The organism is Mesorhizobium sp., from assembly GCF_005063415.1.
GTDB lineage: Bacteria > Pseudomonadota > Alphaproteobacteria > Rhizobiales > Rhizobiaceae > Mesorhizobium.
In genome coordinates this window covers 15,375-28,342 of record NZ_SUEG01000055.1, presented here as the reverse complement: position 1 = coordinate 28,342, position 12,968 = coordinate 15,375, and the positions used below count along the sequence as shown (strand labels likewise).

The 12,968-nt window shown below is 61.3% G+C and carries 14 protein-coding genes; 7 read left to right on the top strand and 7 right to left on the bottom strand.

What is annotated here, in order from left to right:
- Positions 1-696 (bottom strand): cytochrome c peroxidase (locus E5W70_RS16325; protein ID WP_292659733.1); only part of this gene is annotated, 696 nt, incomplete at its 3' end.
- A 7-nt stretch (positions 697-703) separates the two neighbouring features.
- The gene (locus E5W70_RS16320) at positions 704-1,150 is read right to left on the bottom strand and encodes a FixH family protein (RefSeq protein WP_292659746.1); all 447 of its coding nucleotides are present in this window, start codon (positions 1,148-1,150) and stop codon (positions 704-706) included.
- A 158-nt stretch (positions 1,151-1,308) separates the two neighbouring features.
- Between E5W70_RS16320 and E5W70_RS16315 the strand changes: the two genes are divergently transcribed.
- Positions 1,309-2,238 (top strand): sugar kinase, encoded by a 930-nt coding sequence (locus E5W70_RS16315; RefSeq protein ID WP_292659731.1) that lies wholly within the window; start codon positions 1,309-1,311, stop codon positions 2,236-2,238.
- On the opposite strand, the gene E5W70_RS16310 is transcribed toward E5W70_RS16315, so the two are convergent.
- The 3 genes from E5W70_RS16310 to E5W70_RS16300 form a co-directional block, all read right to left on the bottom strand.
- Positions 2,231-3,232 (bottom strand): NADP-dependent oxidoreductase, encoded by a 1,002-nt coding sequence (locus E5W70_RS16310; protein ID WP_292659729.1) that lies wholly within the window; start codon positions 3,230-3,232, stop codon positions 2,231-2,233. The genes E5W70_RS16315 and E5W70_RS16310 overlap by 8 nt on opposite strands.
- A gap of 5 nt (positions 3,233-3,237) precedes the next feature.
- Entirely contained in the window at positions 3,238-4,185 is a 948-nt protein-coding gene (locus E5W70_RS16305; protein ID WP_292659727.1) for an alpha/beta hydrolase, read from the bottom strand.
- 85 nt (positions 4,186-4,270) lie between these two features.
- Positions 4,271-5,086 (bottom strand): oxidoreductase, encoded by an 816-nt coding sequence (locus tag E5W70_RS16300; RefSeq protein WP_292659725.1) that lies wholly within the window; start codon positions 5,084-5,086, stop codon positions 4,271-4,273.
- 107 nt (positions 5,087-5,193) lie between these two features.
- Between E5W70_RS16300 and E5W70_RS16295 the strand changes: the two genes are divergently transcribed.
- Positions 5,194-5,778, top strand: a complete 585-nt coding sequence (locus tag E5W70_RS16295; RefSeq protein ID WP_292659724.1) for a TetR/AcrR family transcriptional regulator — start codon at positions 5,194-5,196, stop codon at positions 5,776-5,778.
- A 12-nt stretch (positions 5,779-5,790) separates the two neighbouring features.
- On the opposite strand, the gene E5W70_RS16290 is transcribed toward E5W70_RS16295, so the two are convergent.
- Positions 5,791-6,789 carry a LacI family DNA-binding transcriptional regulator gene (locus E5W70_RS16290; protein ID WP_292659722.1) on the bottom strand — a complete coding sequence of 333 codons (999 nt, stop codon included), beginning with the start codon at positions 6,787-6,789 and terminating at the stop codon, positions 5,791-5,793.
- 197 nt (positions 6,790-6,986) lie between these two features.
- On the opposite strand from E5W70_RS16290, the gene E5W70_RS16285 reads away from it, so the two are divergent.
- The 5 genes from E5W70_RS16285 to E5W70_RS16265 all read left to right on the top strand — a co-directional run bounded on the left by E5W70_RS16285 (position 6,987) and on the right by E5W70_RS16265 (position 11,795).
- Positions 6,987-8,027 (top strand): ABC transporter substrate-binding protein, encoded by a 1,041-nt coding sequence (locus E5W70_RS16285; RefSeq protein WP_292659720.1) that lies wholly within the window; start codon positions 6,987-6,989, stop codon positions 8,025-8,027.
- A 127-nt stretch (positions 8,028-8,154) separates the two neighbouring features.
- The gene (locus tag E5W70_RS16280; RefSeq protein ID WP_292659718.1) at positions 8,155-9,192 is read left to right on the top strand and encodes an ABC transporter ATP-binding protein; all 1,038 of its coding nucleotides are present in this window, start codon (positions 8,155-8,157) and stop codon (positions 9,190-9,192) included.
- Positions 9,189-10,076: an ABC transporter permease gene (locus E5W70_RS16275; RefSeq protein ID WP_292659717.1), complete on the top strand. Its 888-nt coding sequence runs from the start codon at positions 9,189-9,191 to the stop codon at positions 10,074-10,076. Before E5W70_RS16280 ends, E5W70_RS16275 begins: the two co-directional genes overlap by 4 nt.
- Positions 10,069-10,860 carry an ABC transporter permease gene (locus tag E5W70_RS16270; protein WP_292659715.1) on the top strand — a complete coding sequence of 264 codons (792 nt, stop codon included), beginning with the start codon at positions 10,069-10,071 and terminating at the stop codon, positions 10,858-10,860. The genes E5W70_RS16275 and E5W70_RS16270 overlap by 8 nt, the downstream gene beginning before the upstream one ends.
- A 14-nt stretch (positions 10,861-10,874) precedes the next feature.
- Positions 10,875-11,795 (top strand): 5'-methylthioadenosine phosphorylase, encoded by a 921-nt coding sequence (locus tag E5W70_RS16265; RefSeq protein WP_292659713.1) that lies wholly within the window; start codon positions 10,875-10,877, stop codon positions 11,793-11,795.
- Between the two features lie 115 nt (positions 11,796-11,910).
- Here the strand turns inward: E5W70_RS16265 and E5W70_RS16260 are convergent, their stop codons facing one another.
- On the bottom strand, positions 11,911-12,936 hold the full coding sequence (locus E5W70_RS16260; protein WP_292659711.1) for an aldose epimerase family protein: 1,026 nt from the start codon (positions 12,934-12,936) through the stop codon (positions 11,911-11,913).
- Between the last annotated feature and the right edge of the window lie 32 nt (positions 12,937-12,968).

Here is a 12,968-nt window from a genome sequence, read left to right as displayed (position 1 = left end):
GGCCAGATCGGTGGCAAAGCGGTCGAAGCGTGTCTGCGGCGGCGCGATCGAGCGCTCGAAGGCGGCGATCGCCTTGCCGATATTGGCAAAGACGCGGTTGACCTCCTCGGCTTGGCTGGCGGGCATGGCGTTCCATGCCGCCTTCTCGGCATCGGTGCCGAGCGGGCTGGCATTGGCCGGCACGCTCGAAAGGTCAGGCAACGGCCCGAAGATGCGCTCATAGCGCTCGCCGAAGCGGGCCTTGATGTAATGCGCGAAGGCGGCGCGGTTGCCGGCCTGCTCCAGTGGATTTTCGAGCGGTGTCAGCGCTTGTGCCCACAGGCTGTCGCGCCGCCCGTCCCAGAAGAACCAGGGATCATGCGCGACGCCGGCCAACGGCATGGTACGCCGGTTGGTGCGGCCGACGCCGACCGCTTGCGGCAGGTCGTCCTGGAACTGGCGGTCGATCTTGTGGCAGGTCGAGCATGATACCGTGCCGCCGCCGCTCATCCCGGTGTCGAAAAACAGCGTCGAGCCGAGTGCCGCGGCGGCCGGCACGTCAGCAAAGCGGTTGGTGGTGTCGGGCTTCAGCGGCGGCAGCTTGGACAGTGCCAGCGAGGCGATGGTCTGCTTTTCGGCATCGGAAAACTCCGGTCTGCTGCAGCCGGCGAGCACGGCCACCATCACCAACGCGAGAAGGCTGGAAAACCGGCTCATCAGTGCCTCACAGCACCACGTTGAAGACGACAGTGTCCGAACCGGCCGCAGCGGAAATGGCAAAATGCAACTGCCACCACCCGCTCATCGTGAATTTGACGCCGTCGATGCGATAGCGCCCCGCGCCGAGGTAATCGGTCGCCTGCGGGCTGGTTGGCAGGCCGTGCTTGTGCTGCGGCATGCCGCCGGAAATCGTTATCGCAGCACCTTCCACCGGCGCACCCTCGACGGTTTTCAGCGTCAGCAGCCAGGATTCCAGTTCGCCCTGCAGGATGACACCTTTCTCCGGCTCGAAAGTCGCCACGAACAGCTTGTTCGCCGTCGTCTTGGAACGGCCTACGTCCGAGCTTGGTTGCGGTGCATGCGGCGCCGTCAGATAGACGACGGCCAGCACGCCAGCGAGCAAGGCAGCCAGGCCGAGGCCTCCAAGAAGATAACGCCATAACGATGCCAAACCCATTCCTGTTCTGCGGATAACGTTTCGCTGGGCTGATCGCGTCCCACGCCCCTGTGGGAAATCGCGCCCAGTGCAAGAATCCGCCGTCGCCAAGCATGGCGCTGCCGGCAGCAAAAAGCTACAGCACCGCAATTGCACGGATGGAGGAGTACTTCATGGCAGGAAACGGCATCGCCTCGATCGGCGAGTGCATGCTCGAGCTTTCGGGCCAGGTCGGGCCGAACTGGCGCATGGGCTTTGCCGGCGACACGTTCAACACTTTGTGGGCGCTGCATGCCTTGAGCGGCGAGCGGCCGGCGACCTATGTGTCGGCCTTCGGCGACGACCCGTTCTCACGCGACCAGATCAAATTCCTGGCCGAAAACGGCATCGGCGTCGGCGACAGCCCGGTGATAGCGGGCGCCCGCCCCGGCCTCTATGCGATCACGCTGACCGGCGCCGAACGTTCTTTCACCTATTGGCGGGCCGATGCGGCCGCAAGGCAGCTGGCCTCGGACCCGGCCGCTTTGCAGAAAAGCCTTGAAAACCAGGCGCTTGTCTATTTTTCCGGCATCACTTTGGCAATCCTCGACGAGGATGCATGCAAGGTGCTGCTGACGGCCGTGGCCAAGGCGCGCGCGGCCGGCTCGCTGATTGCCTTCGATCCCAATTACAGGCCGCGGCTGTGGCGCCGGCGCGAGGAAGCGCAGGCCGCGATGCTCGAGGCGCTCGCCGTCGCCGACATCGCGCTGCCCACCTTTCCCGACGAGCAGATGTTGTTTGGTGATATGACACCGCAGGAAAGCGCCGAACGGCTGCGAAAGCTGGTCGGCGAAGTCGTCGTCAAGAACGGCGAGGAACCGGCGCTGATCGCGCAAAGCGGAACCTTGCAATCGGTGCCGGCGGTACACGTGGCCAACCCGGTCGACACCACCGGCGCCGGCGACTCCTTCAACGGCGCCTACCTAGCCGCCCGCCTTGCCGGCCATGCGCCGACTGAGGCGGTGCAGCGCGCCCATCGCGTCGCCGCCGCCGTCGTGCAGGTGCGCGGCGCGCTGGCGCCGTTCGAGACGCTGAGGGCAGCGTTCGAAGGACTTGCTATCTGACCTTGATGACGACCTTGCCCTTGGCGCGTCCTGTTTCGACATAGGCCAGAGCGTCATTGGTCGCTTCGAATGGAAAGACCCGATCCACAACCGGGCGGATCGCGCCGGCTTCGATGAGAGCGGTGATTTTGCTCAGCTGATCGCCCTGCGCCCACATGAAAAGGAACGAAAACTGCACACCACGGCGCTTGGCTTTGGCCCGAATTCCGCGGCTGAGTAGGCGCAGCACCAGCCTCAGCATCAAATTCAGTCCCTTTTCCCTGCCAAATTCGGGATCCGGTGGACCGGAGATGGAGATGAGCTTGCCACCCGGTTTCAGCACGCTCAGGGATTTTTCGAGTGTCTTGGCGTCCTGGCTGTTCAAGACGACATCGTAGCCCGACAGAACTTTCTCGAATTCGTCTTTCCTGTAGTCGACAACGACATCGGCGCCGAGACTTTTGACCAGATCGGCACTCGCTGCGCTCGCTGTTGTCGCAACGGTCGCGCCGAGGTGCTTGGCCAACTGAATGGCGAATGTTCCGACGCCGCCGGAACCCGCCTGAATGAAGACCTTCTGTCCCTTCTTCAGGTTTGCCCGTTCGATGAGCGTCTGCCAGGCGGTGAGACCGACCAGGGGAATCGACGCCGCCTCTTCCATACTGAGATTCGCAGGCTTCAAGGCTATGTCGGCCTCATTCACGGCAATGAATTCGGCGAATGTCCCAATCCGGCCATCGCGCGGCCGCGCATAGACCTCGTCGCCGGCTTTGAACTTGCTGACTTTCGATCCCACGCGGATAACCTTCCCAGCCACGTCGTGGCCCAGGATGAAGGGCCGGCGATAGGGCAGGATGAGCTTGAATTCTCCGGTTCTGATCTTGGAATCGAGCAGGTTCACCCCTGCGGCATGGACCTCGACCAGAACATCGCTGTCCTGGAGCTCCGGCTCCGGCATTTCGGCCAGCCGCAGAATGCCCTTTTTATTATATTTATCGACAACGAATGCCTTCATGGCAGTTACTTTGTAAGAATGTCTGTTGGTGTTCGGGACGAAACAAGCCGAACGTTTTCAGCTGCATAGCCGCCCTGCGGCAAGGCCTCAGCCTCGAGGAAGGACAGGGCTTTCGGGACAAAATCGGCGTAGTTCTGAAATACCCCGCCATGCCCGGCATCCGGATAGATAACCAGATGCGCCCCAGGGATACGCCCGGCGAGATCGTAGGTATTGCTGCTCGGCACCATCCTGTCCTGGTCGCCATTCGCAACCAAAGTGGGAATGCGGATGGTGCTCAGGTCTTGTGGCGCCTGGAGTCCGTAGGCCTTGATCGCCTTGAGTTGCGCGCCGAACGCGCTCAGCGATACCGCTTTGTCCCGGTTATTCCGGCGCTCCTTTAGCCGTCCCAGAAATGCGTTTGCGGCGCGGCGGCCATTCGGCGTTCTTGTGAAGAAGAGATAGTATTTCGGATCCCGCAAAGTCAGTGCGCCCCTGATCATGTCCACGATCGTCAGCGGCGTCACCTTGTCGATGCCTTGCCCACCGGCCGGCCCGGTGCCAGCCAGGATGAGTTTGCGCACAAGCTTGGGCTCGGTCAGCACAATTTCTTGCGCCACGAAGCCGCCGAGTGAAAAGCCGAAGAGATCGACTTCTTCGAACCCCAGCGCCCGGATAAAGGCGATTGCATCCCTGGCCATGCCGGAAATGGTCGACGGAGTCTTGCCCCCCGAAGCACCGATGCCGCGATTGTCGAAGGCAATCACCCGCCGGGTCGCAGCGAGGCCATCGACAATGCGCGGATCAAAATTGTCCAGCTGAGCAGCCAGATGGTTGAGCAGGATCACCGGCACGCCCGTCCTGGGCCCGAGTTCCCTGTAGGCAAAGGCAGTACCGCCGACATCGACCGAGCGCGTTGGCGCGTCCTGGAACAATGCCGGTGAACGCGGCGACCGATTGGATGTATGTGTCATGCTTGGCGCCTCCGTTCGTAGGGCCTGGCCAAATGTGTCGTTGTTGCTGGTCGCATGTGCGTGAAATCCTCTGGCTCGCTGTCGTTCAGACCGGCAACCGGAACTGCTTGCGCAGGCTCTTGTCGAAAATCCCCGCGGGGGCAAAGCGGCGCAGCAGGCTGACCTGGCGCGCTGCCTTGCCAGCGGTATAGCGCTGTCGCGGACGGGCATCGGTCGCTGCCTTGACAACCACATCCGCCACCACTTCCGGCCGATCGGCCTTGGGCATCACATCGCCCAGCAGCGCCTTGAGCCCGGCTCGAGCTCGATCGTATTCCTTCAACAGCGAATCCGGCTCGATGCCGTTCTGGTCGAAGACGGTGCGGACGAATGCCGGCTCGATGACGGAAACGCGGACGTTGAAGGCGCGCACCTCGTGGTCGAGCGATTCCGAATAGCCCTCGAGCGCGTGCTTGACTGCCGAGTAATGAGCTGAGTATGGCGCGGGTACCAGTCCCAGAATCGAGCCGATATTGATGATGCGCCCTTCGCCGCGCCGCCTCATCGACGGCAACACCGCATTGGTCATCCGCATGACGCCGAACAGATTGACGTCGAACAGGGCTTGTACCTGTGCGACCGAGGATTCCTCGGCGCCGCCTAGCAGACCGACACCGGCATTGTTGACCAGGAGGTCGATCCGGCCGGTCTGCGCGAGCACGGTGGCAACGAGCGCATTGACGGCCGCATCATCGGTCACGTCGCATGCCAGCATGGTCACTCCATTCGGGCCATTACTGGTCTTGCGGCGACTTGTCCCGAAGACAGTGAATCCCGCCCGCGCCAGGGCCTCGGCGCTGGCGCGGCCGATACCGGAGGAGGCTCCGGTCACGATTGCGGTTTTTTCAGAATTCCCATTCATTTTTGATGTTCCAGCTTCGAGAGGTCTAGCTTATTTCCACGAATTGAATTATGGTCGTAATATCAGATTATAAGCATAATGCAATAGCAGGACAGGAAAGAAACACCATGCGCTACGAAAAGGGCCGAAAAGACGCGTCACGCAGCCGGATCATGGAGGTCGCCGCCGAACGTTTTCGATCTGACGGCATCGCGGCGTCCGGGCTGGCAACCATCATGAGCGACGCCGGGCTGACGAACGGCGCCTTCTATCCGCACTTCCAGTCCAAGGCGGAGCTCGTCCGTGAGAGCGTGGCGGCGGCCTTGGACGCGCAGTCGCATCAAGTGCAGGAAGCGTTGGCCGCCGGCGGCCCGGAAATGGCCATAGAGACGTATCTATCGGCCGAGCACCGGGACAATCCTGGAAAGGGCTGCGCTTCGGCCGCGTTGTTGCCGGAAATAGCGCGGCAGCCGCCTGAAACGCGGGCCCTCTACGCCGAGCGCGTTCAATCCCTGGTGCGCCAGATAGCCGAAGCTCTGCCGCAGACCAATGATCCCGAGGGCGCTGCGTTGGGCATGTTTGCAACGCTCATCGGCGCGCTTCAACTCGCGCGCGCCGTGCAAGGAACGGAATTGTCGGATCGCATCCTGGCGGCGGGAGCAGCTGCCGCAAAGGCGCTGATCCGGCCGGTTCAAGACGAGGTGGCCTCCTGAGGGCAGTCCGGACTATTCGGCCGGCTCGAAACTGCCTTGCACCAAGACTGTCTCCACCGGCCCAAGCGGGTTAATGATCCGACTCTCCAGGACTTCGATAAGTTTGCGTCCAACACCCGCCATATCCACGGAATGAACTCCGATCTTTGCCGGCAGGAAGCGTGCCAGCCGCGTGCTGTCACGGGTGACGATGTGAACGTCGTGGCCTGGTGTAAGACCCCGCTTGCCGAGAGCGTGCAACGCTCCCAGAAGGCCCAGTTCGTTGGCGCACGCCAGGCCCGTCGGCGGATCTGACGACGCCAGCAAGCGATCGAACCAGCCCGCGCTCGATTCCATGGTGAACATGCCATGACCGATCAGCGATTGGTCGATCGGAATACCGGCTTCGGCCATTGCCCTTCCATACCCGGAAAGACGCATGGCACTCGCCTGGTCCTCCGGAACGAGAAGTTGCAGCGCAATGCGTCGACAGCCCATATCCATGAGCCGCCGGGTCGCCTCGTAGGCAATCTGTTCATTGTCGACATCGACATAAGGATACGCGATATCCAGGTCGGTTCTTCCAAACGCGACGAATGGCATGCGTTTATCCAGCAGCAGCTTGACGCGGGGATCAGCCGAAACCAGGCGCGTGATGATCAGGCCGTCTGCGCTACGCGCCTGAAGCTGCCGCTGTACACTCTCGACGGGATCGTCGTCGGGCGTGGTGGAATAGATGGACAGACTATAACCGGCTTGCCGCGCCGCCAGCGTCATGCCTTCGATCAAAGGAAGCTTCAACAGATCGGACAGATGGTCTCGTGTCTCCATCGGGAGTACGGCCGTCAGCGTCTGCGTTCGACCGGTCTTGAGCGCGCGACCATGATGATTTGGTAAATAGCCGACCCGCTTCGCCGCCTCCTTGACGCGGGCTATGGTCGAGGGCTGCACTTCCGGTCCATCCTTCAGAGCGCGGGATACCGTGGTCACCGAGAGGGAAAGTTCCGCGGCGATCTGCTTCAGATTGGCCATTGTTCGCCCGACTTCATTTGCGAAAGCGCCGGCTGATTGCTGACTGCCATAACGTTACCGAATTCGACATCCCGGTCAATCCAAACTCCCATAGGAAGCAGCTTGACTCTAGCCTATTCAGGTGCAATCGTAACGTTACGATTACAAAATAATGGCTCTTTCAAGCGATATTCCATAAAAGTTGGGGAGGAGAACCTATGTCCTGGCTACGCATTTCCTTAACAGCATTCGCAATCTCGGCTGCCCTGCCCGTGCATGCGCAGACGGTCACCATCACGACCGCAGGTGGCGATTATGGCAACGCCATGAAGGAAGCCATGTGGGGCCCTGCTGCAAAAGAGCTTGGCTATGATGTCCGCGAGGAGACCCTAAGCGACGGCTTGGCCGCCCTGAAGATGCAGGTCACCTCGGGTGCGGTCACGACCGACGTCATTCACCTGGGCTCACCGGAAGGTGCCCAGGCGGCCGCACAATCGCTGCTGGAGCCGCTCGACTACAAGATCATCGATCCGAAATCCGTGCCGGAGGGTGCGAAATCCGACTACTGCTATCCGTTCGACTCCTATGGCACCGTCATGTCGTGGAACACCAAGACCTATGGCCAGAACCCGCCGAAGACGTGGGCGGAATTCTGGAATGTTGCCAAATTTTCTGGCCGTCGCGCGTTGCGCGCCAATGCGCAAGATTCGATCGAGATCGCGCTTCTCTCCGATGGCGTGGCACCGGCGGACGTCTATTCCGTGCTCAGCGCGCCGGAAGGGCTAGAGCGCGCCATCAAGCGGCTTGAAGCGATCAAACCAGATGTCGCCGTGTGGTGGACCTCGGGCGCCCAGTCCGCGCAGTTGCTGAAAGATGGCGAGGCGGATTTGGTCATTACCTGGAACGGACGCGCCCAAACCGTGAAAGCAGATGGCGGCGCGGCTGACTACACGTTCAAGGGTTCGGTCATCGGCACGGACTGCCTTGGGGTGCCGAAGGGAGCGCCGAACAAGGAAGCCGCGATGAAGCTCATCGCAGCGATGACGCAGCCTGCGCGGGTTGCGAAGCTGACCGATTTCATTGCCTACGGCCCAGTCAATCCTGCGGCATATGAGGGTGGTCTTATTCCCGAGGACCGTCTGAAGACCCTTGCGACCGCGCCTGAAAATGCTGGCACTTCGGTGTTTTCCAATTCAGAATGGTGGGTCAAGAATGGCGAGGCTGCCCAAAGAGCCTTCGATGAAATGATGGCCCGCTGACTTTCAGCTCTGACGCATGTCGCGCAAAAATGTGCAGCGCGCGACAACGACATGCATGAAAACAAGAACCTGAAGCGCGTCGCGTGAGGCCGGTCGAACGCGACGCGCTTCAAGGCTGGAGCACATGATGAAGTCGCTCGCGATCACCATCGAAAGCGTGCACAAGGCTTATGGGTCCTACGTCGCACTGGATGATGTTTCGCTCGACATTCAGGCTGGCGAATTCCTCACGCTGCTAGGGCCATCGGGATCGGGCAAGACCACGTTACTCATGGCTCTGGCCGGGTTTGTCCGGCCGGATTCCGGTAAACTTTTCTTGGGCGATCGAGACATCACCCGCCTGCCGCCCAACAAACGAGACATCGGCATAGTATTCCAGAATTACGCCTTGTTTCCGCACATGAATGTCCTGGCGAATGTCGCGTATCCGCTGGTGCTGCGCAAGGTACCGAGAGCGGAGGCACGTCAGCGGGCGCTTGATACTTTGGCCCGCGTGAAGCTGGATGGTCTGGCGGAGCGCAACGTTGCCGCACTATCCGGCGGCCAACGTCAACGGGTGGCATTGGCGCGGGCTATCGTCTTCGAACCGCGCGTGATGTTGATGGACGAGCCGCTGTCGGCACTCGACAAGAACCTGCGCGAGACCATGCAGTATGAGATCCGGCGTCTGCATGATCATCTACGGATCACCACAATCTATGTAACCCACGACCAGCGCGAAGCGCTGATTATGTCTGACCGGATTGCGGTGATGAATTCTGGCCGCATCCAGCAGATAGATACGCCGCAGCGGATTTATGATCGTCCATCGACCCGCTTCGTCGCGGAGTTCATGGGCGAGGCCAACATTGTGGCCCCGGGCTCAGCGCGCAGAATCGATAGCGCCGAAGCATCACGCGAAACACTGATGATCCGTGCCGAAAGTTTCCATCTTGATGCGAAGCTCGTCGGGGGAGACGGAGTGGCTCTCGAAGGAATACTGCGCGCCAAAGCGTTCCGCGGCGAGAACTGGCTTTTGACGCTGGCGCTTGACGGTGGGCAAGAGGTTCTTGTCTGCATTCCGGCAGCGCTGGCCGGCGGCTGCGCCGAGCTTGCCGCCGGTCAGCGGATGACCGCATATGCCCCAGCAGCGAAGGTTCACGCGATACCGGGAGCGATGGCGTGACCGTCGTCCGGGATCCGGCGCTCGCGGCGGATGCGCGGCGCGAGCGGCGGTTTTTTCTTTCACTTTCGCTCCCGGCGCTGTTCATCGTTGGGCTGGCGGCGATACTGCCCATCCTTTGGATCATCCGGCAATCCTTCCTGACCACCGCGGGTGAGTACACCGTCGGCAATTACCAGAAGGTCCTTTCGAGCGGACTGACGTGGTCGGCGCTCGTCACGACCCTCGAACTATCCTTGGGTACGCTGGCGGCCTGCATTCTTCTCGGCACCCCTCTGGCGCTGGCGCTGGCCAGCGTCAGACCAAGGCTGGCCAACGTGCTCATGGCGTTCGTCATGCTGCCGCTGTGGACCTCTATTCTGGTGCGTACCTATGGTTGGCTCGTGCTCTTGCGGCGTGATGGCCTGATCAACGCGGCTTTGACCGGTTCAGGCCTGACGGCGGAGCCATTGCCGCTGGTCTACAACTTCACGGGAACGCTCATCGGCATGGTGCACTACATGCTGCCACTTTTTCTGCTGCCTGTTTATGCTGCGATGCGCGATATCGACCCAAATCTCATTCGCGCGGCAGCGAGCATGGGAGCCACTCTCAGGCAGGTCATCCGCACAGTCATTATGCCGCTTTCGGCGGGCGGCATCTTCTCGGGTTCGATCATCGTCCTCATCTACGCCATAGGTTTTTTCATCACGCCGGCGGTGCTTGGCGGCGGTAAGGTAAATCCTCTCTCTACCCGGATCGAGCGTACACTATCGACCTTTCAGGACTGGGGGTCGGCGAGCGTCCTGGGCATTCTGCTCCTCGTTCTTATGGCGCTGATCGGTGTGATGTTGCTGGCGGCGCGCCGCCTGGTGGCCCAGAACACCGTGGAAGCCTCCCATGCTTGAAGCCTATCCGCAAAACAGGCTCGCCCGCATTTTGCTCTGGAGCTTTGCCGCTCTCGTCATGGCATTTCTCATGCTGCCGACGCTCGTGGTGGTGCCGCTTTCCTTTTCGGCGTCGAATCTCCTCGAGTTTCCGCCGCACGCCTACTCGTTGCGCTGGTACGAGAACTTCTTCGGCTCGGCAACGTGGATGGCCGCGCTCAGAACGAGTTTGGTCCTTGGGACGTTGACGGCGTTGATCGCGGTGCCTTTTGCGCTGCTCGCCTGCATTTCGATGAATCGGCTGGGCGGAAAGACCTCTGCGGCCATCCAGAGCGTCCTTCTGACCCCCTCGATCACCCCAGGAATCCTGCTTGCGATCGGTCTCTTCTTTGTGTTGGCCGCACAACATCTGATCGGAACGCTATTCGGTGTGCTGGTCGGACATGTGGTACTGGCCGTTCCGGTCGCCTGCATTGTGTTGCTACCCGCTCTCGCCCGCTTTGACTGGAACCAGGTTCAGGCGGCGCGCAGCCTCGGTGCAAACTGGGCCAGGGCCATTGGCGAAATAATCGTTCCGCAACTTCGGATCAGCTTGCTGTCGGCGACATTGATGGCGTTCCTGACTTCGCTCGACGAGTCTGTGATTTCGATCTTCGTCGCAAGCGGTCGCAACAGCACAATGCCGAAGCTTATGTTCCTGTCGCTGCGCGATCAGATCGATCCGACCATTGCGGCGATCTCGACATTGTGGACCGTCATCGTCGTGGCCGTGGTCCTGATTGTGACCCTTCGGCAAAAATCCTGACCGAGACTGGAAACATGCCCACCAATCACCATCCAGCCGACGATCTGACGGATCATTCGACGGACATCCCTCAGGTAGGGTTGGCCATCATCACCGGGTCGGCAAACTGGGGGCTTGCCTTCCCCGAAGATGTCGAATTCGATGGTGTGCGCACCTTGCGGCGCGACATGAGTTTTGAAACGCCTTTCGGTCGCACCGACAACTGGAAGCTGCTCGAGTTCGATGCGTCGATCACAGCGGAAGGGAGAGCGAAGCGCGCGTTGTGCATGTATTCGCACGGCAATCCCCGCGACCGTATCGACCATTCCTGCCATCGCCGCGCGTTCTGGGTATTGATGCGGGCGGGTGTACGGCAAGTTCTCGCCTGCTCGACTGTGGGCGCCGTCAACAAGGCGATCCAGCCGGGCGACATGGTGGTGGCCGCCGATATCATCGAACTGACGCAGACCCCGTTTTCACTGCTTCCTGACCGCCAGAGCTTTGACTGTTCGGGCAAGCAAATCGTGTGTCCAAGATGTGCGGCGGTTCTGGTTGAAACGGCCCGCCGTCATTGGCCAGCCGAATGCCGCGTTTATGGCGTCGAACAGCAGTTGGTGGCTGCCCATTGTTATGGGCCCCGGCTGACAACGCCAGCAGAAGCCTTGGCATATCGGGGCATGGGGGCGGACGTACTCAACCATTCCATCGCCCCTGAGGCGACCTTGTCGCGCGAGATCGGCGCGTGTTTCGTGCCTTGCGCATTCGTGACGGCGGGCTTCAACGATTATATGGATCGCAATCGCCAGAAATTGCTGCAGGAGGACGTGCTGCCCAGTCTCTCCATGACGGCCTCGCGGGTCGCGCTGGAGACCGCAGCGCGACTTCCCGCTGATCCGGAATGCTCCTGTCACGGCTTGAAGTCGCCCCAGCCGAAAGAACGCTCCAGCCGGTTCTGAGATAACTCTGGCGCGCCGGGTAGCTGAGGCTCTGCCGCCGACCAGGGATCCCGAGGGCGCCGCGCTGGGCATGTTCCCGACGCTCGCGTCGTGCCTCGGCAGGGGCACTCCTGCCCTAAGGCAGCCTGAACCGGTATTCCGTCACGTGATGGTAAATTTGGCCCGGCCACAGCGTGGCTTGCGGGAAATACGGCCGGTTGGGCGCATCCGGCCAGATTTGCGGTTCCAGGCAGAAGCCTGAAAACGCCCTGTACTGGCGTCCGCCCAATCCAGGCGAGGACGGCGCCAGATACTGGCCGGTATAGAGCTGGACGCCCGGCTCGGTGGTCCAGAGTTCCATCTCGACGCCGGAATTCGCGCCTTGCGCCCACGACGCCTGCTTCAGCGGCCCGCGCGTCGAAGCGAGGCAGAAATTCTGGTCATAGGGGAGTTGTTCGCCCTCGGTCTCCATGCGCAGCGGCCGCGCCTGGCGAAAATCGAAGGGAGTGCCGTCGACCGGCTTGACCGTGCCTGTCGGGATCAGATCCGCATCGACCGGCAGATAGGCGCCGGCATTCAGCATCAGCCGGTGGTCGAGAATGTCGCCTGTGCCGCCGTCATCCAGGTTGAAATAGGAATGCTGGGTGAGGTTGCAGAGCGTCGGCTCCTCGCAGGTGGCGGTCAGTTCGACGCTGAGCGTGCCGGGGATCTTCAGCCGGTAGGTGCAGGTCACGTCGAGCGCGCCGGGAAAGCCCATCGTGCCATCCGGGTCATGCAGGGTCAGCGTGACAAAATCCCTGCCATGCAGCGAAACCGCCCAGGCCCGGCGCGAAAAACCTTGCGAACCGCCATGCAGCGTGTGCTTTTCGAGGAAATTTCGCTCGGTCTGGTAGCGTTTGCCGGCAAGCGTGAAGCGGCCGTCGCGGATACGGTTGGCGTAGCGCCCGACGACGGTGCCGAAGAAGGCGGTATCCGTCTCATAGTGCTCGAAACGATCATAGCCGAGCACCAATGGCGCCTCGTGCCCGGCCAGGTGCAGATCCTGGATGATCGCGCCCAGCCCGATGATGTTGGCGGTGAGGCCGCCGCCACGGATGGTGAAGCGGCGGACTTCCTCGCCCGCCTGCGTCGTGCCGAAAACCTCGCCGTCCTTCATAGCCATGCTCGCAAGTTCGTTGCTCGACGCCAGCCTGG

What these genes read in the sequence shown, in the direction of transcription:
- E5W70_RS16315 (WP_292659731.1), top strand. Translation starts at nt 1,309, where the DNA reads ATGGCAGGAAACGGCATCGCCTCGATCGGCGAGTGCATGCTCGAGCTT.
- E5W70_RS16310 (WP_292659729.1), bottom strand. Translation starts at nt 3,232, where the DNA reads ATGAAGGCATTCGTTGTCGATAAATATAATAAAAAGGGCATTCTGCGG.
- E5W70_RS16305 (WP_292659727.1), bottom strand. Translation starts at nt 4,185, where the DNA reads ATGACACATACATCCAATCGGTCGCCGCGTTCACCGGCATTGTTCCAG.
- E5W70_RS16300 (WP_292659725.1), bottom strand. Translation starts at nt 5,086, where the DNA reads ATGAATGGGAATTCTGAAAAAACCGCAATCGTGACCGGAGCCTCCTCC.
- E5W70_RS16295 (WP_292659724.1), top strand. Translation starts at nt 5,194, where the DNA reads ATGCGCTACGAAAAGGGCCGAAAAGACGCGTCACGCAGCCGGATCATG.
- E5W70_RS16290 (WP_292659722.1), bottom strand. Translation starts at nt 6,789, where the DNA reads ATGGCCAATCTGAAGCAGATCGCCGCGGAACTTTCCCTCTCGGTGACC.
- E5W70_RS16285 (WP_292659720.1), top strand. Translation starts at nt 6,987, where the DNA reads ATGTCCTGGCTACGCATTTCCTTAACAGCATTCGCAATCTCGGCTGCC.
- E5W70_RS16280 (WP_292659718.1), top strand. Translation starts at nt 8,155, where the DNA reads ATGAAGTCGCTCGCGATCACCATCGAAAGCGTGCACAAGGCTTATGGG.
- E5W70_RS16270 (WP_292659715.1), top strand. Translation starts at nt 10,069, where the DNA reads ATGCTTGAAGCCTATCCGCAAAACAGGCTCGCCCGCATTTTGCTCTGG.
- E5W70_RS16265 (WP_292659713.1), top strand. Translation starts at nt 10,875, where the DNA reads ATGCCCACCAATCACCATCCAGCCGACGATCTGACGGATCATTCGACG.
- E5W70_RS16260 (WP_292659711.1), bottom strand. Translation starts at nt 12,936, where the DNA reads ATGGCTATGAAGGACGGCGAGGTTTTCGGCACGACGCAGGCGGGCGAG.